This window comes from Arthrobacter sp. GAS37 (assembly GCF_044908325.1).
In the GTDB taxonomy this organism is placed as follows: Bacteria; Actinomycetota; Actinomycetes; order Actinomycetales; family Micrococcaceae; genus Arthrobacter; species Arthrobacter ramosus.
This window is the reverse complement of sequence record NZ_JBIYDB010000012.1, coordinates 59,853-81,365: the sequence shown is the minus strand read 5'-3', so window position 1 is coordinate 81,365 and position 21,513 is coordinate 59,853. Positions and strand designations below refer to the sequence as shown.

At 64.0% G+C, this 21,513-nt stretch carries 19 protein-coding genes and 2 pseudogenes; 15 read left to right on the top strand and 6 right to left on the bottom strand.

Annotated elements, in window-relative coordinates:
• Window positions 1–17: 17 nt before the first annotated feature.
• The 4 genes from ABH924_RS12180 (at window position 18) to ABH924_RS12165 (ending at window position 3,814) form a co-directional block, all read left to right on the top strand.
• Window positions 18–1,394 (top strand): MFS transporter, encoded by a 1,377-nt coding sequence (locus tag ABH924_RS12180; RefSeq protein WP_404499120.1) that lies wholly within the window; start codon window positions 18–20, stop codon window positions 1,392–1,394.
• 76 nt (window positions 1,395–1,470) lie between these two features.
• Window positions 1,471–2,148, top strand: a complete 678-nt coding sequence (locus ABH924_RS12175) for a bifunctional 4-hydroxy-2-oxoglutarate aldolase/2-dehydro-3-deoxy-phosphogluconate aldolase (RefSeq protein ID WP_404499118.1) — start codon at window positions 1,471–1,473, stop codon at window positions 2,146–2,148.
• On the top strand, window positions 2,145–3,098 hold the full coding sequence (locus ABH924_RS12170; protein WP_404499116.1) for a sugar kinase: 954 nt from the start codon (window positions 2,145–2,147) through the stop codon (window positions 3,096–3,098). Before ABH924_RS12175 ends, ABH924_RS12170 begins: the two co-directional genes overlap by 4 nt.
• 251 nt (window positions 3,099–3,349) lie before the next feature.
• Window positions 3,350–3,814: a hypothetical protein gene (locus ABH924_RS12165; protein ID WP_404499114.1), complete on the top strand. Its 465-nt coding sequence runs from the start codon at window positions 3,350–3,352 to the stop codon at window positions 3,812–3,814.
• Window positions 3,815–3,822: 8 nt separating this feature from the next.
• On the opposite strand, the gene ABH924_RS12160 is transcribed toward ABH924_RS12165, so the two are convergent.
• Complete coding sequence (locus ABH924_RS12160; protein WP_404499112.1) at window positions 3,823–4,665, bottom strand: BTAD domain-containing putative transcriptional regulator; 843 nt, start codon at window positions 4,663–4,665, stop codon at window positions 3,823–3,825.
• Between the two features lie 392 nt (window positions 4,666–5,057).
• On the opposite strand from ABH924_RS12160, the gene ABH924_RS12155 reads away from it, so the two are divergent.
• Genes ABH924_RS12155 through ABH924_RS12130 form a run of 6 tightly spaced genes read left to right on the top strand, consistent with a single transcriptional unit; the run spans window position 5,058 to window position 12,448 of the window.
• On the top strand, window positions 5,058–5,924 hold the full coding sequence (locus tag ABH924_RS12155) for a glycosyltransferase family 2 protein (RefSeq protein ID WP_404499110.1): 867 nt from the start codon (window positions 5,058–5,060) through the stop codon (window positions 5,922–5,924).
• On the top strand, window positions 5,924–6,955 hold the full coding sequence (locus ABH924_RS12150; protein WP_234753665.1) for a glycosyltransferase family 2 protein: 1,032 nt from the start codon (window positions 5,924–5,926) through the stop codon (window positions 6,953–6,955). The genes ABH924_RS12155 and ABH924_RS12150 overlap by 1 nt, the downstream gene beginning before the upstream one ends.
• Window positions 6,948–8,036: a hypothetical protein gene (locus ABH924_RS12145; protein WP_404499108.1), complete on the top strand. Its 1,089-nt coding sequence runs from the start codon at window positions 6,948–6,950 to the stop codon at window positions 8,034–8,036. The genes ABH924_RS12150 and ABH924_RS12145 overlap by 8 nt, the downstream gene beginning before the upstream one ends.
• Window positions 8,033–10,180, top strand: a complete 2,148-nt coding sequence (locus tag ABH924_RS12140; RefSeq protein WP_404499106.1) for a glycosyltransferase — start codon at window positions 8,033–8,035, stop codon at window positions 10,178–10,180. The genes ABH924_RS12145 and ABH924_RS12140 overlap by 4 nt, the downstream gene beginning before the upstream one ends.
• The gene (locus ABH924_RS12135; RefSeq protein ID WP_404499177.1) at window positions 10,180–12,075 is read left to right on the top strand and encodes a hypothetical protein; all 1,896 of its coding nucleotides are present in this window, start codon (window positions 10,180–10,182) and stop codon (window positions 12,073–12,075) included. The genes ABH924_RS12140 and ABH924_RS12135 overlap by 1 nt, the downstream gene beginning before the upstream one ends.
• The gene (locus ABH924_RS12130) at window positions 12,065–12,448 is read left to right on the top strand and encodes a hypothetical protein (protein WP_404499104.1); all 384 of its coding nucleotides are present in this window, start codon (window positions 12,065–12,067) and stop codon (window positions 12,446–12,448) included. Before ABH924_RS12135 ends, ABH924_RS12130 begins: the two co-directional genes overlap by 11 nt.
• Before the next feature lie 20 nt (window positions 12,449–12,468).
• Here the strand turns inward: ABH924_RS12130 and ABH924_RS12125 are convergent, their stop codons facing one another.
• Entirely contained in the window at window positions 12,469–13,401 is a 933-nt protein-coding gene (locus ABH924_RS12125; protein WP_404499102.1) for a glycoside hydrolase family 16 protein, read from the bottom strand.
• A 317-nt stretch (window positions 13,402–13,718) separates the two neighbouring features.
• Between ABH924_RS12125 and ABH924_RS12120 the strand changes: the two genes are divergently transcribed.
• The 3 genes from ABH924_RS12120 (at window position 13,719) to ABH924_RS12110 (ending at window position 18,504) form a co-directional block, all read left to right on the top strand.
• Entirely contained in the window at window positions 13,719–14,903 is a 1,185-nt protein-coding gene (locus tag ABH924_RS12120) for an alkaline phosphatase family protein (RefSeq protein ID WP_404499100.1), read from the top strand.
• A gap of 207 nt (window positions 14,904–15,110) precedes the next feature.
• The gene (locus tag ABH924_RS12115) at window positions 15,111–16,964 is read left to right on the top strand and encodes a hypothetical protein (RefSeq protein ID WP_404499098.1); all 1,854 of its coding nucleotides are present in this window, start codon (window positions 15,111–15,113) and stop codon (window positions 16,962–16,964) included.
• A gap of 223 nt (window positions 16,965–17,187) precedes the next feature.
• The gene (locus tag ABH924_RS12110) at window positions 17,188–18,504 is read left to right on the top strand and encodes a serine/threonine-protein kinase (protein WP_404499096.1); all 1,317 of its coding nucleotides are present in this window, start codon (window positions 17,188–17,190) and stop codon (window positions 18,502–18,504) included.
• A 24-nt stretch (window positions 18,505–18,528) separates the two neighbouring features.
• Here the strand turns inward: ABH924_RS12110 and ABH924_RS12105 are convergent, their stop codons facing one another.
• Complete coding sequence (locus ABH924_RS12105) at window positions 18,529–18,867, bottom strand: YciI family protein (RefSeq protein ID WP_234753674.1); 339 nt, start codon at window positions 18,865–18,867, stop codon at window positions 18,529–18,531.
• A 52-nt stretch (window positions 18,868–18,919) separates the two neighbouring features.
• Entirely contained in the window at window positions 18,920–19,177 is a 258-nt protein-coding gene (locus tag ABH924_RS12100) for a DUF6458 family protein (protein WP_078107972.1), read from the bottom strand.
• 221 nt (window positions 19,178–19,398) lie between these two features.
• On the opposite strand from ABH924_RS12100, the gene ABH924_RS12095 reads away from it, so the two are divergent.
• Window positions 19,399–19,740 (top strand): YegP family protein, encoded by a 342-nt coding sequence (locus tag ABH924_RS12095; protein WP_404499093.1) that lies wholly within the window; start codon window positions 19,399–19,401, stop codon window positions 19,738–19,740.
• A 70-nt stretch (window positions 19,741–19,810) separates the two neighbouring features.
• Here the strand turns inward: ABH924_RS12095 and ABH924_RS12090 are convergent, their stop codons facing one another.
• Together ABH924_RS12090 and ABH924_RS12085 are read right to left on the bottom strand one after the other, a co-directional pair.
• Entirely contained in the window at window positions 19,811–20,263 is a 453-nt protein-coding gene (locus ABH924_RS12090; protein ID WP_404499091.1) for a hypothetical protein, read from the bottom strand.
• A 4-nt stretch (window positions 20,264–20,267) separates the two neighbouring features.
• Window positions 20,268–20,435, bottom strand: a pseudogene (locus ABH924_RS12085) (MFS transporter); the annotation flags it as partial.
• Between ABH924_RS12085 and ABH924_RS12080 the strand changes: the two are divergent.
• Window positions 20,427–21,512: pseudogene (locus ABH924_RS12080) on the top strand (aldehyde dehydrogenase family protein); the annotation flags it as partial. The pseudogenes ABH924_RS12085 and ABH924_RS12080 overlap by 9 nt on opposite strands.
• Between the last annotated feature and the right edge of the window lies 1 nt (window position 21,513).

Sequence of the window (21,513 nt, the reverse complement as noted above, 5' to 3'; positions counted from 1 at the left end):
TTCAAAGGAGTATGGAAATGACCACAGCAGCAAACCTCCCGCCCACGCCGGTGGACCAAAGCAAGGTCCGGAAGGCCGCCGTCGCCGGCCTCATCGGCACCACGCTTGAACTGTACGATTTCGTCATCTACGGCACTGCATCGGCACTCGTCTTCAGCAAGCTCTTCTTCCCCAACATTTCCCCCGCGGCGGCGCTGCTGGCCAGTTTCAGCACTTTCGCCGTCGGATTCCTGTTCCGGCCCCTCGGCGGGATTTTCTTCTCCCACTTCGGTGACCGCCTTGGCCGCAAGTGGGTCCTGGTAGTCACTCTGCTCCTCATGGGTGGGGCGACCCTGGCGATCGGGCTTCTGCCGACCTTTGGCCAGGTAGGACTCCTTGCCCCGATCCTGCTGTGTGTCTGCCGCGCGGCGCAGGGCTTCGGCGCCGGAGCGGAGCAATCGGGCGGCGCAACACTGCTCACCGAATCCGCCGCGCCTGGAACCCGAGGCAAACTGGCCTCCCTCATCATGGTCGGCGCCGCCGCCGGAACGGCACTCGGAGCACTCGTGTGGATCGCGGCCCAGTCGCTTGCACCCAACGACATGCTCACGTGGGGCTGGAGGCTCGTCTTCCTCTCCAGTATCTTCGTCACCATCGCCGCGCTGGTCATCCGGCGGAAGCTTGACGAATCACCCGTCTTCGAAGAGATCAAGCAGGCCCGCACCGAACCCCCGGCACCGTTGCGGGAGGTTGCCAAGTACGGCAAGGCCAACGTCCTGCGCGTCATCCTGATGAACCTCGGCGTCAGCACCCAGTCCTACACCATCCAGGTGTTCATGGCCTCGTACCTCATCACCGTGATCGGAACGGACCCGAAGTTCATTCCCCCGGTGCTCCTCATCGGCTCGCTCTGTGGCGGAGTCGCGGCGGTGTCCTTCGGAATCCTTTCCGACAAGATCGGGCGCCGGCGCGTCGTCTCACTCATCACCGGGGCACTCATCCTCTTCCCCGCCCCTGCGTTCCTGCTCCTGACCACCGGCTCGCCGGTAGCCATCGTGTTGGTGATCGTGGTCGGCTTCGTCCTGGCATGCCAAGGCGTGGTGGGCGTGCACATGAGCTACTTCCCTGAGATCTTCGGCAGCCGTTACCGCTACGCGGGTGTCACCTTGGGCCGCGAATTCTCGTCCATCATCGGCGGAGGCATCGCTCCCATGATCTGCGCGGCGCTGCTGGGCATGTTCAGCAACTCATGGATTCCTGTGGCGATCTATATGTCGGTGACCATGCTCATCAGCTTCATCGCCACCCGCATGTCACCGGAAACCCTCAACCGCGATTTGACGGATCCTGAGGACGCCGCGCACGGCAAAAGCGGGGTTGTCCCGGTAACCTCCGAAGCGCAGCACGCCCAGTAGCACCCAGGCCCCCCGACGGCGGCCCGTGCCGCCGTCGGGAACGCCCGCCAGCCAACCACGATACGAAGGACATCCAATGCTCAGCCTCGAGAACCCGGGCACTGCCTCCCGTCCGGCCCCGTCCGCAATCCTCCGCTCCTCCAGGGTCGTGGCAGTGCTGAGGGCCCGGCATGCAAAGGACTACGCCCCCGTCATTGAAGCCCTCCGGGACGGCGGGGTGCTCAGTATCGAGCTGACGCTAAGCACACCGGGAGTATTCGAGGAGCTTCCCCTGCTGCTGGAGCGGTTCGGCGAGTCTGTGGAAATCGGCGTCGGCACGGTGACCACTCCTGCCGAGGCCGAAACGGCACTCAACCTGGGCGCCGCGTACATCGTTACACCCATCACCGAACCGGACGTCATCACCGCCTGCACCCGACGCGGCGTGCCGGTCTTTCCCGGCGGGCTCACCCCCACCGAGCTCCACACCGCTTGGAAGCTGGGCGCCACCGCCGTCAAAATCTTCCCAGCTTCCACTGTCGGCCCCGGCTACGTGTCCCAACTGCGCGGCCCCTTCCCGGACATCCAAGTGGTCCCGTCCGGCGGCGTCGACATCGATGACGTCCCGGCTTGGATTCGCGCCGGCGCATTGGCCGTCAGCCTCGGAGGACCGCTCCTCGGCGACGCGTTCAAAGGCGGGAGCCTGGCTGAACTGACCGCGCGGGCCCGGCGGGTCCGCGCCCTCGTTGACCAGGAAGGTGGCGAGAAGAAATGACCACCAAGCCTTACGTCGTCACCCTTGGCGAAACCATGGCGCTCATGGCTTCGGAGACACCTGGCCCGCTGGCCCATGCGTCCACCTTGAGCCTTGGCATCGGAGGGTCCGAGTCCAACGTGGCCATCGGCCTGCAACGCTTGGGCGTCCAAGCTGTTTGGTGCGGCCGCATCGGGGCGGATTCCCTCGGCCGGCTTGTTGAGCGGGAGATTCGCGCTGAGGGGGTGGATGTCCGCGTTGCCGTCGACGACGACGCGCCCACCGGCCTGATGATCAAGGAACGCCGCACCCCCACGGCCCAGAAAGTTGCGTACTACCGCTCCGGCAGTGCCGGTTCCCGGATTGCCCCCGACGACGTCGACGATCAGCTGATCGCGGGGGCGGCGTTGCTCCATGTCAGCGGCATCACCCCGGCGCTTTCTCCCCAGGCAGCGTCCACTTTCCGCTATGCCATCGCTGCAGCCAAGGCGTCCGGCGTTCCGGTATCTTTCGACCTGAACTACCGCAGCAAGCTCTGGAACGCCGAGACGGCCGGAAGTGCCTACCGCGAGACTATCCCGGACGTGGACATCGTTTTCGCCGGTCTTGAAGAGGCCGAACTCGTGGTCGGGACAGTCCGGGACGCCGAACAGGCCGCCAGGTGCATCGCCGCCATGGGTCCCAGCCAAGTGGTGATCAAGTTGGGTGCAGACGGCGCCTTGGCATTCGTCGACGGCAAGGTTGTCAGGCAGGACGCACTCGTCATCGAAGCCATCGATACTGTGGGCGCCGGCGACGCTTTCGTCGCCGGCTACCTGGCCGAATTCGTAGAGGGCTTGCGGGCTGAGGAGCGTCTTCAGACAGCCGTCAGCACGGGTGCTTTTGTGTGCCTCGTACCCGGCGACTGGGAGGGACTCCCCCGGCGCGACGAACTGCGGCTCCTTGGCAGCCATGAACCGGTCAGCCGATGAGCACATTCTTTGTAGGGGCCATGCGGCTGCGCCAAGCTTGAGCGGATGGGATCCGTCGGGTGAAGGCAATCGGGATGGGCGTGCTGGCGCCGGCCTTCTGGCGGGGAATCCCTCCAGGGGACTTTCGGCTGAACCATGATTTCCAAACATTCCGCCAATCTTCACTTGAGGTTCAGGTTACCGCCGGTCCACAGGGATAGATTGCGTAGGCAAGCAGCCATTGTCGTTGGTGGACCAGGCAGGAGAACGCCATGGCCGGAGCGGGTTTTCGCAGCGACTCCCGGATTCCAGCAAGATTTGGACAGAACGACCCAGGGACGAGCCAGTTGCTGCTGATCCATTCCGACCGGGAAATCATGCTCTCCGTCCGGATGGGCGAGCATGTGCGCGGCCCGGGCGAAATCCTGGTGGGCTTCACCGCAGACGCCATCTTTGCCGGTAGCGTCCGATGTCTGGGCATTCGGTTCCGTGAGCGAAGAGTCTTGGGATCGTTCGACCTGCTCCGCGCATCGTCCGCGGCGCGTTTCAGCGCGTCGTTCGGTCGGGAAGACGGGTCGCCGGATGCAACATTCCTACTCGACGATACGGTTTCGGTGCTTTTCCCGATGGCAGGGCTCAAGGAATTGGATGTCGGGCGGCTCTATCCGTTCAAGGTCCGTGACGGCAGACTTACCGGAGAGAGCCTTCGATTTGCACGCCTTGACGCCCAGGAGTGACCGCCGGACTACAGCTTTTGCGTCGCCAGTACCCAGCCAAGGTTTACGCCGGGGGCCTCCGATTTTGCAGTCAGGGGGCGAAGCGACGGAAGCATCTGCGAGAGCGGTAAACCATCGAAGTCCATTTGCCGGCCGCTATCTCCGACGGCACCATCGATGAGCTTGGCGAGTGATGGGGACGGGCCGACGCCGAATTCCTGTCTCAAGTCGGCAGCGAAGCTCCGATAGGTTTCAAGGGCGGAGACGAGGTCGCCGGTCGCGAGGTGCGCCTGTATGAGCAAGCGGTACGAGGACTCCCTGAAAGGTTCCAGGGCAATGGCCAGTTTGCTCGCAGCTTTGGTTTCCTCGGTGTTTCCCTGGCTGAGGTGGTATGACGCGATGGAGTCGAGGGCCGCCGTACGCAAAGCCCGGAACCGTTCCTGTTCGACCAGAATCCAGTCCTCGTACCATCCCGGAAGAAGCTCCGCCGTTCGTAGCCGTTCCCATCTAGGGTACGAATCGCTCAGCTTAGACGCCGGGGCGTCTAGTTCGCGTTCAAGGGCGATGATATCGACCATGACCTCGCGGCTAAGGGCTACGGAAACGTCGGTGTTTCCGTCGGCGTCAAGCAGGCCGGGGAGCTCATGGTTGATGTGCCAGATACTCACCCTGAGGCCAACGGCAGCCTGCGCGTCGGACGAGTCGGGCCAAAGAAGTCCGGAAAGGAAGGTACGCGGTCGCTCGCCGAGCAGTGCCAGCGCCGTGATCAGGCGTTGCTGCCGATGCGCAACCTTCTGTCGGCGGCCGTCCCGGGTCAGCCTCCACCCGTTGAGCAGGGTCAGGGACCACTGCGGATCTGATGATAAAACCACGTCTATACCCCAATCGAACGCCGAATCACTGGCGGGCAAGCGTCATGAGAATAGACACTATTGAATAATGACCAGCCCGGTCGCGAGTGGCCGCTACTTGAATCGGGGCACTCTATCGGATGCCCTACTTACTCGGTCCAGTGATCGCCCGGCACTCAAAACTCCCCTACCTTCACCAACTGCCCGAACATCCGGTAACGGCGCTGTAACGGGCACGGTTTCATGCTCGTCATTACACGCACCTGACCAGGCGCATGTAACCGCGAGCGAGATCGAGGTGTGGCCATGAACCATACAGACCTCCTGTCCCGGCGACCACGCAGTCGTTGCCTCGGGACTTTTGTCAGACGGTGTGCCGTCTTCGTGCCGATCGATGGTCAGGGGTGATGGCGATGTCTATCGGACAGTTGGAGCCTGCTGCCGGCCGGACCCCGGCGGAGTCGACATCGGGGAATTCGCTCCCGGCTGCGTCGATCAGCGTGGTCATTCCTACTTTGAACGAGGCATTGAATCTGCCGTGGGTGCTCAAGCGGATGCCGTCATACGTTGACGAAGTCATCGTCGTGGACGGTCGATCCGAAGACCTCACCGTGGATGTGGCGCGCGCGCTTCGCTTCGACGTCGTCGTGGTGAATGAGCTGCATGCCGGCAAGGGCGCCGCCATGCGCGCAGGGTTCGCCGCGGCCACCGGGGACATCATCGTCATGCTCGATGCGGACGGGAGCATGGACCCTAGGGAGATCGGCTGGTTCGTTTCACCCCTTCAGCACGACCACGATTTCGTCAAGGGCTCCCGATATGTCACCGGCGGCGGTTCCGACGACTTGACGCGGTTGCGCAATCTCGGGAACCGTGCGCTCACAGGGCTGGCAAACAAGGCCCTGCACTGTAACTTCTCGGATCTTTGCTACGGGTATATCGCCTTCCGCAGGGAGTGCCTGGAGGTCCTTGAACTCAAGTCCGATGGTTTCGAAATCGAGACCGAGCTGGTGTCGCGGGCGGCCCGGGCGGGGCTTCGCATCGCTGAGGTGCCAAGCCACGAGTTGTCCCGCATCTCAGGCAACTCACATCTGCAGACCTTCCGCGACGGGTGGCGCGTCCTGCGAACGCTGACCCGTGAGTGCGTCGGATGGGATGCGCCGACGGCGGGGGTACGTCCGGAGGCCCTTCGGCGCGTGAAGTACCGGTATCCGGACATGAGGTTTCCTCATGTTCCAACCGACCCGCAGACGGTCCTTGCGATGCTGGCGGACGGCTAATGCCCGGCGGTGCCGACTGGCCCAGTGTCAGCGTCGTGATCTGTTGTTTCACCGAAGCCCGGTGGGAGTTGCTGCTCCACGGGCTCGCTTCGGTTCAGTCTCAAACGCTCCGGCCGGAACAGCTTGTCCTCGTGGTTGACCACAACGAGGATCTGTACCGGCGGTTGGGTGTGTACCGGCGACTGACGGGTGCGCTGCTGGGGGTCGAAGTAGTGGAGAACTCGGGGCCCCGGGGGCTTTCCGGCGCCCGCAACACCGGAGTGAAGGCGGCAACCGGTGACATTGTGGCCTTCCTCGACGATGACGCCGAAGCCGCCCCGGACTGGCTGGCCCGGCTCGTCCTGCTCTATGACGATCCGGATGTGTTGGCGGTCGGGGGCAGGGTTGAACCCGTGTGGGAATCAGGTCGTCCGGCGCACTTTCCCGAAGAGCTTGATTGGATTGTCGGGTGCACCTATAAAGGCTTGCCCAGAGTCGCGGCTCAGGTGCGTAACGTGATCGGCGCGAACATGTCCTTCCGCTGCGATGTCTTTGAGCGGGTCGGCGGGTTCAATGCTTCCCTTGGCCGGCAGGGTGATCGTCCGCTTGGATGCGAGGAGACCGAATTGTGCCTGAGGGCATCCATGGCCTCTCCCGGCACCCGCGTGGTTTACGAACCGGCAGCCGTGGTGCGCCACCATGTGCCTGCGACGCGCGGTACCCTGCGCTACATGTTGTCGAGAGCCTGGTCAGAAGGTGTTTCGAAGGCTCAGGTGACCCGGCTTCTCGGGCGGAGCCAAATCCTTGGACCGGAACGCCGATATGTCCGCCGAGTGCTGCCGCGCGCTGTTCTGGCCGGACTGCGCTCCTGCGCACACGACGGCGACGTCGGAGGACTGGCCCGGGCGGGAGTGATCGTAGCTGTCCTTGCTGTCACCGCGATTGGCTATCTGCAGAGCCTGTGGCAGTCGTCATCGCTTCCGGCGCGCGCATCCGGCTCCGTTATATACCGGCTTATTCGCGACAACAGTGGAGGCCGGCCCAGTGATTAACCAGCAGATTGCCACGTCACCGGCCGTTGCCTTCGACATCCACGGACGTGTCGGAATCAGGGTCGCCCAGGGGACGCCAGGTGAGGCACAGCTACGTGACATGCTTGCCCCGTTCCTCGGCCCTTCGGCTTCAAACCTTCAGTTGAACATCAGCGGCGGCGTCACTCCGGTTCCCGCGCAATCCCACGCCGAAGACGCCTACCGGTATACAGACGATTCACTGTTCCTCCCGGAGGATCGGGTTCAGGTCACCCGCACGGAAAACGGCTTCACGGTCGAGGGGTCGGGCGAACTGCTGACGGCGGTCGTGCCGCTGTTGGACCACTTGTGCATCAGGCAGGACACAGCGATGGTTCACGCGGCGATGGTGAACTACCGGGGAGCGGGCATCCTGATGCCCGCATGGGGCGGCGTCGGGAAAACAAGTACGGTCGCGAAACTCTTGGCCATGCCGGGCGTCGGGTTCATGGCCGATGACTGGGGATTCATCACCGCGGAGGGCACGCTTCTGTCCTACGCAAAACCGATGTTCATCAAACCCCACCACCGGCCAATTTATCCGGACCTCTTCCAAGGAATCCGCAAGCCCCTCGCGCCGGGCTGGCTGACTTCGACCATCAGCAGCGTGGCCACCGCTGTACACCCTGTCATCGTCCGCTATCCACGCACGGCGGCGTTCACGCGTCGGTGGTCACCCGAGCACAGAATGGTCCACCCGGCAGACGTATTCGGCCCAGGGAAGATCGTTCCCCAGGCGCCCGCCCGGATCGCCGTCTTCCTCGAACGCTTCGACGGAGCGGAGGCCCGGTTGGAGCGCCGGACAGAAGCCTGGATGGCAGCGCGCATTGTGGGCAACTTTCATTCGGAATTGCCTTTGGTGTCGCGGCGACTCATCGAGGCCTTGGGGGCCACGGGTCTTGTGCCGTTGGGCGAGCATTTCTCCGCAAAAGCCTCCGTCATCACACGTGCGTTGAGTGATGTTCCTTGCTTCGTGCTTCGCCTTCCCGTGGCCTGGTCCGCCGACCGGACCTCAGATTTTGTCGCAGGCACCGTCACCTCCATGGTGGACGGCCGGCCGTGAGCAGGAATGCGGACGCTGGCCGCGTTCTGGACGTGTCTGTCGTGATCCCGGCCCGCAACGCTGCCAACTGGCTCGGCGAATGCCTGAAGTCTGTCTTTGACCAGAACCCCCGCGAGGTGATCGTCATCGACGGATGTTCGCACGACTCCACCGTGCAGATCGCCCGTTCCTACGGGGCACGCGTCATCTCCGACAAGGGGCGCGGACTCCCGGCGGCGCGGATGCTCGGTGCCAGGGCCGCGCACTCCGATCTTGTCGCGCTCATCGATGCCGACGTCGTCGTACCCACAGGCGTCCTGGCAAAACTGATTGCGGAGTTCAAAGCAGGCGGCTTCGACGGTTTGCAGTTTGGACTTGTGAGCGAGCCCGACGGCGCCGGCTACTGGGGAGCCGCCCTAGCCTGGCACCATAACCACAGCAGAGTCCGCTCATGGTTTGGTGTCAGTGCCACGCTCATGCGCCGCAGCGTGCTGCTTGAGGCCGGGTTCGATGAAAGCTTCCGGTCGGGCGAGGACATCGAGCTCCGGATCCGGCTCGAGGACGGTGGATACCGCCTCGGCGTCTCCCCCACGACTTTCGTGAGGCACCGGTTCGCTGACACCTTCGGGTATGCCCGCGACCAGTGGCTCCAGGACGGGGCAGGCTTGGCGCGCACAATGTACAAGCACCCCGGCCGGGCCGGATGGCTGGTGCTGTTGCCTTTGCTCGCAACGGTACGAGGCGTCCTTCTCTCCCTAGCCACAGCCCCCCGATATCTGCCCTACTGGGCTGGCTTCCTCGTATACAACTACGGGGCCTTTTGCAGCACCTTGCTGCGCCTTCCCAAGCAAGGACTGTCCCTCGGCGGGAATGCGGTGTGGCTGGCCGCTGCCCGTATCACGCCAATGGCGGCCGGGCTCGTGTTCTGGGCGCTCGCCGCGGTCATGATTCCTCCCGATCGGCTGGGGTTGGCCTCTGCCGTGGTCTCCGCCACCATGCTGACGGTGCAATTGGGCATGCTTGGCGTCGGCCCCGCAACCCTGACGCTTCTGCCAGCCCAAGCGGACCGTGGCGGAAACCTGATACCGGCAAGCGTCGCAGCCGTAGGCTTCTCGTCGCTGCTCACGGCAACCGGGCTGGTCGTTGTGACCTATTTCTTGGGATCCGGCGTCGGGACCGCTTGGAAAGATCCGGCCGTGAGCGCCGCCTTTTTCGCGGCAGCGCTCCTTGCCGCTGTCGCGTACCAGTTCGACCACATCGCCGTCGCCCAGGCAAGGGCAGATCGGGCACTGACGCGCAGCCTGATGCAGGCGGTGTTCCAGCTTGTTACCTTAGCGGTTTGCCTGTTTGCGGGTTACCGAGCCCCAGCCGCGATCGTCATCTCCGTGGCCACGGGCGCCTTGGCGAGCGTACTGCTTGGCCTGCACCAGCTCAGACGCACCGATACGGTTCCGGACTGGACGCGGGTGAATTGGCGCGACACGATGAAGGTCTGGGCGCCGAGCCTCCGGCAGCATGCACTGATGCTTGCCGACCGCGCGCCCGGCTACGTCCTTCCACTCGTCGTAGCAGCGGCCCTGAGCACGTCGGCCGCGGCGGCCTGGTACGTCGTCTGGATGCTGGCTTCAGCAATCTTTTTCGTGCCGCAATCAGCTGGCTACTCGCTCCAGACCGCCATCGCGGCGGACACCCCCGACCCTCATCTTTCCTCACTCCCGGCCTTGATCCGAAAGGCCTTGCGGACGAGTCTTTTCCTTACCGCCTTTGCCGGGGTTCTGCTGCTGGGAGCCGGTTCACTGTTGCTGCCTCTTTTGGGGTCCGGCTACGCTTCGGCGTGGGTGCTGCTACCTGTGCTGGTCCCGGCGCTGATGCTCACCTGCTTTACACAGGTCTATTACGGGGTGTGCCGATCCACCGGACGTTTAGCTGAATCCACGGTGGTCGCGATTGCGGCGTGCGTCCTCGCTGTGGCGCCGGCTCCGGCCGTCGCCCAATACTACGGGCTCACAGGGGTATCCGTACTCTGGTTGACCACCCAACTGTGCGCGGCCTTAGTCGCCGCGGGGCGGCTGCACCGCTTCGTACGCGGCCGTCGCATTGCCCCCGTCAAACACAATATCGAGGGGGCGGCCGGGTCGCGTGCGCACGGAGTACCGGCTCCGTGATGGCCGAGCGAACCCTCCGAGGGGTCTCCGTCACCCGCGTGCACCGACCCGACGTCGGCATAGTCACCTTCGGCACAACCGGCAGGAACCGTCCCCACAAAGCCCAGCATCGGGCCGACCGGGGAGACCCCCGGGTTGTGGCGGTACTCGCGGGGATAGCGGCGATCGCCTTGATCCTGGGCGTTTGGACGCTCAAGACCGTGAACACGCAGGACATCGGCGGCGCCGGCCTGATCCAGGCGCTCCCCGCCACCTACTTTGTCGCGTTGGGGCTGAGCCTGACCGGTTTCGTCGGCGCCCTTGGACAAAAAGTTCCTCGCCCGTGGTTGCTCGCCATTCAGCTTTTGGTTCTCATCGTCGTCCTGCACGGGGCTGATCCGATCATTCACGGATTGCCCCGGCTGGAAGCCAGCTACCGCCACTTGGGCATCACCGACTTCATCGCACAGTCGGGCGGCCTGGGCCGGAAGCTGGACGCGTATTTCAACTGGCCAGGGTTTTTCGGCATGCTGGCGATGCTCTCCAACACCACCGGAGTCCATGACCTGACCTGGGCGGCCACCTGGGCGCCTGTCGGCGTCAACGTCTTACTCATGCCCGCCCTGCTGGCCCTGGCCCAGCGCCTCACCTCCGGCCCAAGGCAAGCGTGGGCAGCGGTGTGGATGTTCTACCTGGCCAGCTGGGTCGGGCAGGACTACCTCGCCCCTCAGGCCTGCGCTTTGCTGCTGCTCCTGACCCTGACGGCCTGTGTCCTGGCGGCATTCCCCGGGTGGCCGTGGAAGTCGACAGGAAAACTCGCCCACCGGCTTAAGGACCTCGTGCATCGACTTGAACCCGGGCGTCCGGCTCCGGTGCCAGCCGAACTATCGTCGGCCGGCACCGTCATGCCAGCTGTGGTGTGCCTTGTATTCCTGGCAGGGATGACCGTTGCCCATCAGCTCACGCCTTTCGCCGCAATCCCTGTCCTGATGCTACTGGCCCTGAGCGGACGGTGCCGGCTACGGTCCCTACCGGTCCTGGCGTTGCTGTTTCCCATCTGCTGGCTGGTCCTGGCCGCTACCCCCTTCCTCATCGGACATCTGCAGACCCTCTTCGGGTCCATCGGCAACATCAACGCCGCCACGTCCGCCTCGCTGCTCAACCGGGTGGGCGGCAGCCCGACCCATCAATTCATTGTCTATTCCCGGCTCGCGGAAGGAGCCGTGGTCTGGATCCTCGCGGGACTGGGTGGCCTCCAAGGACGACGGCTACGGATGCCATGGCTAACTGCCGCGCTGGGCACCGCGGCGCCTTTCGTCCTGTTCCCGCTCCAGTCCTACGGCGGCGAGCTTCTGCTACGGATATACCTTTTCAGCCTCCCGTTCGCCGCCAGCCTCGTCGTGCTTCCGTTCTTCCCCCGTGACTCCAGTCCACCCGGCGTGCGCCGCATGATCGCCCTCCTGCTGCTCGGATCCGTCATCGCCACGAGCACGGTGGCCGCCCGGTATGGCAATGACGCCATCGAGAATTTCACACCCGACGAGATCGCCCTGGTCGACCGGCTCTACACCACCGCGCCCCCTGGTTCAGTCCTTATCGAGGCAGTGCACGACACGGCCTGGCGGTACAAGCACTACGCCGGATACCGATACCACACGGTCCTCCAAGCAGAGCCGGCCCGCCCTGGCGATCCGCCGCCCGGCTGCGCATCGATAAACCAGCTTGTCCCTTCCACCGGCGCCTATCTCGTCGTCACTTCAAGCCAGGCCATTGCTGCCGACGTGCTCAACACCGGACCGAGCGAAGGCCTGCAACACTTCATCGACAGGTGCGCCCAGCAAGGAGGCTGGTCAATGGAGTACCGCAACGCTGGCGGAGTGATCTACCACCTGCAAGGAGCACCGAATGGCATATGAGCAAAGGGCAGTGGGCATCACCAGCGCCGTCATAGGCGCCGTGGCACTTGCTTCGATTCCCCTATCCTTCACCGGACCAGCGGAGCTGCGCCTTGCCGTCATAGGGCCGTTCCTCCTCGCCGGACCGGGAACGGCGCTCATCCTGTTCCTGAAACCGGCCCGGCTTCAAAAAGGAACCGGATTCGAGGTGCTACCACTGGCCGCCGCAATAGCGGTGAGCTTCAGTCTTGCCTCCGGGATCCTGCTCTCAACGGCGATGCTCTACACCGGTTTCTGGCATCCATCGGTGGCTGTGTCCCTCCTGGCTGTGCTCACTCTGGGCCTCCTCGCCGCCGTGGACCGACGGTCCCGGCGAAAGGAAGCGGCGCGATAGCGAATGGGCGGGCAATGCACCTACCCTTTCGCCCAGATTGCCACCCAGGCCACCTGCAGGTGCCCGGCTGTTGCCGGTGCGGGGCAGCCGGTCAGGCAGGATTCGGTCTGGAGGATGTAATGCATTGGCTTGTCGGGGATGCCGACAGCGTTGACACCGATCGAGACACCGTCGAGGAAGAACTCAACGCGCCCAGGCGTCCATTCGGTTGTCGCGGTATGCCAGGCCGTGAACCGCGCACCAGACTGGTTTTCATGGAAGATGTTCTTGTCCGACCCGGCCTGATGGACGGCACCGTAAAAGGACTTGGACAGATCACCTTCGGGGTAATCGATCTCTCCGTCACGCGGCCACACTCCGCTATCGGGCCACAGCAGCCACGCCGTCTTGAACCCCTGCAAGGCCTCGGACCTGAACCGCACCGAATACCGCCCGTACAGCAGGCTGTCGTACGGGCGCCCGTTGGCCGGCTGAAGCTTTGGCGCGGGTGCCGCCCCCATCGAGACACCCTTTTCGGTGTGCAGGTACATGTCGAGCATCCCGTCCTTGACGCTGAGCACCTTCGATGGGTAGTACCCCGACCTACCGCCGCTTTGCTGACCGGCTGTGTCCGGTGTGCCGTCAGCGTAGTTGACACTCCACTTCGCGCTGTACGCCGGCCCGGGGAAACCCCCAAGCGGGACGTCCCCCTCGCTGAAATCTTCACCGAATACCCGCCGCCATCCGGGCAAATCCCCCACGGGCATTTGTCCGGTCGCCGCGGACTGCCCTGTGCCAGCCCCAGCCGTCGAAGGTGCGGCGGTCTTGTGTGGGTCAGTGGGGCCCGCGATCGTCGGAACGTCGGCGACACATCCGGAGGCGGCCAGCGACAAGGCCGCGACGAGCACGATCATCATGTTGGCACGGAGGACCGCCCCCACGGCCTTTTTGTTTCGCCGTTGCTCGGTGCGCATGGGAGCAAGTTTGGCGGCAAATCCACGCCGAAACAAGGCCCGGGCGGCGATCCGTCTGCGCCCTTCCGTCAGCGCGCCCATCCTTCGGTCCGGACCGGAGCCACTGCATCCGCAGGCCGGGCACGGGCGCAAACTCACAGGGAACCCGAAGCTGGGGACCATAGCCCAGTTGAACTTAGTGTGCGACAGTGTCCGGACCGGACGCTTCGTAATACCTGATACACCAAGACGAGGCATGCCCCTTCGTCGCAGGCCTGCCAGCAGGCCAGTCACGGCCGCTGACCACGGTCGGAGGAATTGGGAGGAAGCAGGATCACATGAGACTCAAAATGAAATCCGGCGGAAGGGTCCCGGGCCACCGCCGTCCACGGGCTGTTCGCGTCGTCGTCGCAGCCGCGCTTTTGGTGATCAGCTCGGCTTGCCAAGGTCCGTCCGGTGGCGGAACACCGGTTCCCGATCCCACCACCACCATCACCGGTTCCTCCCCGTCCCCAACCTCTGCTTCTTCGCCCCCCGGCAGCCCCGCGCCCACAGCCGCCGCCGGGAAGATCGGGCACGTCTTCGTGATCAATTTGGAAAACCAGAGCTACAACAAGACCTGGGGTCCGGATTCGGCAGCCCCTTACCTCTCCCAAACTCTGCGCAGCCAAGGCGTCCTCCTGACCCAGTACTACGGCGTCGCTCATCATTCCAACCCCAACTATCTGGCCCAGATCTCCGGACAGGCATCCAACCCGATGACGCGCAATGACTGCACGACTTACGCGCCGTTCATCCAAACCGGAACCGCCGACCCGGGCCAGGTGCTCGGATCGGGCTGCGTCTACCCCGCTTCAGTCCCGACGCTGGCCGGGCAACTTAGCGACGCCGGGAAGACCTGGAAGGGATACATGGAAGACATGGGCACGCCGTGCCGTCACCCTAACCCAGGTGCAAAGGACAACTCCCAGAACGCCAAGATCAATGACCAGTACGCCACGCGCCACAATCCCTTCGTTTATTTCACCAGCATCACTTCCTCCCCGGGCTGCCGAGACAACGTAGTGGACTACTCCAACCTCGCGAAGGACCTGCAGTCTGCCGCAACCACTCCGGACCTGGCTTACGTCAGCCCCAACCTCTGCCACGACGGCCACGACAGCCCTTGCGTCGACGGACAACCCGGCGGACTGGAGAGCGCCGACCTCTGGCTTAAGGAACAAGTTCCGGCCATCCTCAATTCACCGGCCTATCGGCAGGACGGCGTGCTCGTCATCACCTTCGACGAGGCCGACGGTAACGCAACCGGCCCTTCCGGCCTGCCAGGCGGAACAGCTGGAGGCCTTGTCGGCGCGCTTGTGCTCTCCCCGTTCACCAGTCCGGGCACCAGCAGCGGAACGATGTACAACCACTACAGCCTGCTCGCCACGATGGAGGACATCTTCTCCCTCCCCCGCCTGGGCTACGCAGCGGCCCCGGGACTGCCCAGCTTCGGGCCGGACGTCTTCAGCGCCCACCCGTGACCTTGCGGAGGTCAACCGGTGATGGCTCCACGCGACCGATGTTATCTACACACCCCCGGATTTGGTAACGCACCTGTAACCACCCCCGTGGTGCCATAGGTTCTCGACGGTGTTGCCGGGTGCCTGGGCCACGAACCTCCGCACCTACCGGCAGCTTTTCGGCACCACTGTGGTGGCGGACGATGACCGAAGTGGGAGGACAGATCAGTGAAACGACTGCTTGGCTTGGGCTTCATCAGCGCACTTGCTGCGCCCGTAATGGCACTGGCCCTTGTGTCCGGTCCGGCCAGCGCCGCTGCCCCGCCGCCGACCACTTGTTCAGCGGGAGTTCCAGCTCCCACGAACACTTATCCCGGAACAACGGTTGTGGCCAATAACTTCGAATCCGGAACGCTGGCCGGGTTCACCGTTAATACCGGAACAACCGGAACGGCAACCATCGACAACTCACAGGCCCACTCAGGCTCGTGTTCGGCCCACTTGCATGTGACCACCGACCCCGGTTCCCTGGCCAACCTGGTGACCACGCTCCCCGCAAACTCCAATGATGTTTATGCGGACGCGTGGTTCAATATCACCACCGCGGGCGTTGCAGGAAACGATGTCCCCTATTTCCGGTTCTTCTTCGACACCACAAGGTTCGTGGACATCTACCGCTACAACAGCAACGGCCAAATTTGGCTCCGGGTAACATCCTCGACGGGCTTTACTTACACCAAGCTGGTGTCCGGCTCCATTGCGTTGAATGCGTGGCGGCATGTTGGAATGCATGTCATAGCCAACGGGGCTGCGTCCACGGTTGAAGTCTGGGTTGACGGAACATCCATCTTTTCAAGCAACCAAGTCAACACGACAGCGACCACCGTGACGGCACTCCAGCTCGGTGCTGAGCATCTGACGCAAATGGGTGACGAGTATATCGACGATCTCGTCATAAAAGTCGGAGCAGCCGCGGCCGGAGGAACGTCCGGCGCGCTTATCCCGATAGCACCGACCCGCTTCCTTGATACGCGGAATACCTCGCCTGTAGCTGGGGGCTCCGCGGTCTCCTTCCAGGTTGCCGGCGTGAACGGCATTCCGGCAACGGTCTCGGCGGTGACCTTCAACCTCACGGTGGCCAACCCGACGTCGTTCGGATTCGTCACGGCCTACCCATCGGGAACCGCCCGTCCGAACGCTTCCAACGTGAACTACGCGAGCGGACAGATCGTCCCTAATCTGGTCACGGTTCCCGTGGGGTCGGACGGGAAGGTCACCCTTTACAACCAGTCGTCGGGATCCGCGCAACTCATCGCGGACGTCTCCGGGTACTACCTCCCGGCTGCTGCGTCGGCGCCCGGGGACTTCCAAGCGCTGGCGCCAAGCAGGTTCCTTGACACCCGCAACAGCACCGCGGTAGGGCCGGGCGGCACGGTCTCCTTCCAGGTCGGCGGGGTCAATGGCATCCCGGCGACGGTCTCGGCGGTGACCTTCAACCTCACGGTGGCCAACCCGACGTCGTTCGGATTCGTCACGGCGTTCGCGTCCGGAACAGCACGGCCGAACGCCTCCAACGTGAACTACGCCAGCGGACAGATCGTCCCTAATCTGGTCACGGTTCCCGTGGGCGGGGACGGGAAGGTCACCCTCTACAACCAGTCATCGGGAACCGCGCAACTCATTGCGGACGTCTCCGGGTACTACCTGGCCGGCACCGCAACGGCATCGGGAACGTTCCAACCCATCGCACCAACTAGGTTCCTGGACACCCGCAACAGCACAGCGGTGGCACCGAACGGAACAGTGTCCTTCCAGGTCGGCGGTGTCAGCGGCATCCCGGCAACGGTCTCGGCAGTCACCTTCAACCTCACGGTAGCCAATCCGACGTCGTTCGGATTCGTCACAGCTTACGCATCCGGAACCACTCTGCCGAACGCCTCCAACCTGAACTACGCCACCGGACAGATTGTTCCGAACCAAGTCGTTGTACCTGTCGGAGCTGACGGAAAAGTAACCCTCTACAGCCAATCTGCCGGCACGGCACAACTCATCGCGGACGTTGCAGGTTACTACCTGCCATGAATCAATAGGCATTTCAACAGGCATGGATCGGCGGCTCCTGGTTTAGTCCGGGGCCGCCGATCCACGTAGTAGCCTTTCGGCGGTCAGGGTCGCTCAGCGTTAGCTGAGGCGGTCGCACCTCGTATGATGAGGTTGCGTCAGTCGGACCAGGCATGTGGCCGAGGCCGGCCCGGGTTGCCTGGAGGACGCAGGATTTGTCGGGTTGAAGAAGCGAGGTGAAACCGTGCCGGATGGCCGTATTACTGGAGACAGCGATGCTCTTGTAGCGGGTCGGTACAGGCTGGGAACCTTGATCGGCCGCGGCGCGACGGCGTCGGTGTACCGGGCGCAGGATGAGAGGCTAGGCCGCGACGTGGCACTGAAGCTCTTTGCTCCCCTGCTGGGCGGGCCGGATGAGCTTGCCCGGCATGAAAACGAGATGCGGCTCCTGGCGACATTCAACCATCCGTCACTCGTCACTCTCTTCGACGCCGGTACCGACCATCGGGATCCGGAGCATGCCCGGACATTCCTCACCATGGAACTGATTCACGGTCCGGACCTGTATGCCAGATTGCGGGGCCGACCGCTGGCGCCCCAGGACGTAGCCCACATCGGGGCGGATCTGGCTTCGGCCCTGGAATACGTCCATGGGCGTGGGATCATCCACCGCGATATCAAGCCCGCGAATGTCCTCTTGGCTGATGCCCCCGCAGGATCCCCCATCCGGCCCAAACTCACCGACTTTGGAATCGCCCGCATCATCGAGGGAACGCGCCTGACCGCAACAGGCACCATGGTGGGAACCGCCGCATACCTGAGCCCGGAACAGGCCACCGGCTCTGTCCTCGGACCGTCAAGCGATATCTACTCCCTCGGACTTCTCCTCCTCGAATGCCTGACCGCAAAGCTCGAATACCCGGGAACGAGCGTGGAGTCGGCCGTTGCGAGGCTCCACCGCCCACCCCGTGTACCGGAGGACCTTGGGACGCGGTGGGTTGACCTCCTCACGGCCATGACATCGACTGAGCCTTCTGCACGGCCCGGCGCACTAGAGGTTGAGCAAGCACTTCGGAGTGCCTTCAGTTCCGGCGTCCCTGCGGCGACGCCCGCTCGCGCCAACGGAGCCACGCAGACCCTTCCCCGCATGCCCGACCGCCCGCCCCGCACAGCCAAGGCAACCATCCAGATGCAAGTGCAGCCCGCGGCAATGGCGGGCGTAATCGCGGGCGTAAGCGCGGGCGTAAGCGCGGGCGGTGGCGCCGTCGTCGGGCCGGCCGTACGAAACAGGCGCCAATGGCGAGGGAAACCGGCAAGCCGCGCACGCAGATCGGCGTGGGCTGTCGGCGCCGCACTCCTTACGACCGCTCTGGTGACCATTGGTGTGAGCGCCTTCCAGCCGCCTGCTCCCGCCGCCCCGGACCCGTCCGTCTCGGCAACGCCCAGCACCCAAACGCCAACGCCCTCGCCGGGCGTTGAGACATCTCCGCCGGTTGCGCCGGTTCCTTTAGCGCCGGCGCCAGGACGCCACAAGAGCAACGGCAAGGGCAATGGCGGTTAGGAACCGGCGCTGAGCTGACAAAAGCTAGCTTTGCGGGTCGTACATGAACTCGCGGAGCTCCTGCGGGCATCGGCAAGCCACCGCGATCTTCCTCGCCCACTCGACCGCGTCCCCGCGCGTCGGCAGCTCCAGCACGGTGAACCCACCCTTGATTTCGGAGCCCGGATAGATATCGGTGCTCACCGAGCCGTCGGCGGAAACCAGCACGGGATCGGTTTCCTCCTCGATCCCGCCGCCGAAGACGTAGGCGCCTGCCGCCTTCGCCTCCTCGATCACAGCGTGGGCTTCGGCGGAAACGATAGGGAGCTCCTCGTCGGTGATCATCATGGCTTCGCTCGGGAAGGAGATGAGGTATTTGGTCATGCCTCGATGGTCCCCCACGGACGGGCCGGACGGCAACGACTTCCTGCCGTTGCTAGATTCCGCCGTCGCGGGTGTCCCTCGTCACGATGCGGTCCCCCGTGACCGGGTCCACTGTGGCGCGGCTTTCGCTGATTCGGCGGGTCCGGCGCGGGCCGAACACGAAGAGGGAAACGATCAAGCCGATGACGCCGACGACCATGAGGATATAGCCGACCATATGGAGATCGATGAATGACACGACATCTCCAGGGATGGCGAAGGCCAGAATAGCGCCGATCGCGATAAGGAAGATGGATGATCCGATACCCACTGCTGTACCTCCTGCTGAACCGCGGACCCGGCGGTGGCGGGTATTACTAAGGTTACTTGGCATCGCCAAAGCTACACGTCAGCACCTCATCCGGCAACCACGCGCCGCCGATCCGGCACCTGGGCGGCACAAAAAGCAAAACACTAAGGGTGCTTTGCTTTTTGTTGACCTCCGGGTACGGTCGATGAAGGACCATATGTCTCTATTGGGGAGGTCAGCGAATGGTAGGAAAGTTTGAACTGTTTGTCGATGCCCGGGAACGCTATCGGTTCCGGCTGAAGGCAGCGGACGGGACTGTCATGGCGGTCTCGAAGGATTTTGAGACCAAGCGCGCCGCAGTGGTGGGAATCCGCGAAGTGCGGGCGTGCGCGGGGATGGGACTGATCACTGACCTGTGTCCGAGCCAGCCGGCAGCATCCGGACCAGCACCGGAAATCTCCTCGCCGGCCCTGGCCGAAGAGGGGCCGGCCCGGGTCCGGAATTGGCTGGGCCGAACCTCTATCGTCCGTAGGCGCGGCCACAAAGCCCTGACGTCCAAGCGCTGGCTGAACCTGGTCAAATAGAACCTGGTCAAATAGCGCCGGACCGCAGAAATGGCCGGGACTCAAAGAGTCCCGGCCATTTCCATTGCGCTTAGTAGGGCTTTATGGCTTCTGGCGGCTGGGTGGTCCATTCGGTCTCGGTGGCCCGCATCCAGGGATAAGGCAGGAGTTCCCCTAGGCCGACAGTTCCAACCTCTCCCCCGGCATCAACCAGGACAGTCGCCTCGGCCCCATAATTCCGAAGCAACTCCCGGCAAACGCCACACGGATTGGTGACCTGGGGTTCGCCGTGTTCGTCCATGCTGACTGCGACGGACGACCGGATGGAGGCTTCCTGCGCAATGCGGGCGTTGGCGAGGGCGCTGGATTCGGCACACACGTTGATTCGTTTCGAGCCGATGTGAAGGCCGAGGTAGATCGCCCCTGAGGCGCCCCGCATGGCGGCAGCCACCCGGTGGTTCTCACTGTGATGAGCCGTGAGGAGCAATTGACGGGCCGCGGTGTAGAGCTCCACATCGGATTGACTGAGGTCAAACGAGATCACATTCCTAGCTTCCAATGAAGATGTCATTCTTCTGCCGTGCGAGCACGTAGAACACAATGCTCAACACGGACAGGACGGCAACGTAAACCGGGAAAATCCACGATGCATTCATGGACTGGAGCCAGACCAGGAGGTAGGAAGCCGTGCCGCCGAAGATCGCGACGCCAACACCGGCGAAGTACTTCCCAGCGGGCCTCCAGGACACCACCATCACCACCCGGCGCGAGCCGCTCGGCGTCGTCGGGCTCACCACCCCCTGGAACTTCCCCATCGCCATCCCCGCATGGAAGGCCGCCCCGCACTCATCAGCGGTAACGCGGTGGTCATCAAGCCGGCCGAACTGACCCCGCTCTCCGCGACGCACCTTGCCCACGCCCTGCAGGACGCCGGACTTCCCGCCGGAGTATTCAACGTGGTCCACGGCAAGGGCCGCGTGGTCGGAGACGCTTTGGCACGCGATCCCCGCATCGCCGGGCTGTCCTTCACCGGATCCACCAAAGTGGGGCTCGGACTCCAGGAAATCCTGAATGCGCGCCGCGCCCGCGTCCAGCTCGAAATGGGCGGCAAGAACGGCGTCCTGGTCCTCGACGACGCCAATCCGCAGAAGGCCGCCGCGGTAGTCGCAGCCGGCGCGTTCGGACTCACGGGCCAGGCGTGCACCGCAACGTCCCGCGTCTACGTCACCCCGGGCGTCCGCGATGCCTTCCTCGACGCCCTTGTTGCAGAGGCCGCCAGCTACACCGCCGGTGACGGGCTCGACGGCGCCAAGATGGGCGCCGTGGTGAGCAGCCAGCAGTTCGAGCAGGACCAGGCAGCGGTGCGCACCGCCGTCGAACGCGGCGCTACCCTCCTTCACGGAGCGTACGACGGCGACCCCTCCGGTGCGTTGCTCTTCCCGGCCGCTGTCCTCACCGATATTCCGTTTGACGACGCCGCGGTGACCGAGGAAATCTTCGGTCCGGTGGTCGCGGTCCTCGAAGTCCCCGATTACGAGGCCGGACTCGCCGCGATCAACGAGTCCCGCTACGGCCTCACCGCAGGGATCTGCACCGACTCCTTGGCCCTGGCCACGGACTTCGCCGCGCGGGCGCAGGCCGGAGTGATCAAGGTCAACCGTCCCACGGCGGGCCTGGATTTGAACGTGCCGTTCGGTGGCGTCAAGGACTCCTCCACGAACACCTTCCGCGAGCAGGGCAAGTCGGCACTGGACTTCTTCACCTGGGGCAAGACCGTTTACACCGGTGTGTAGC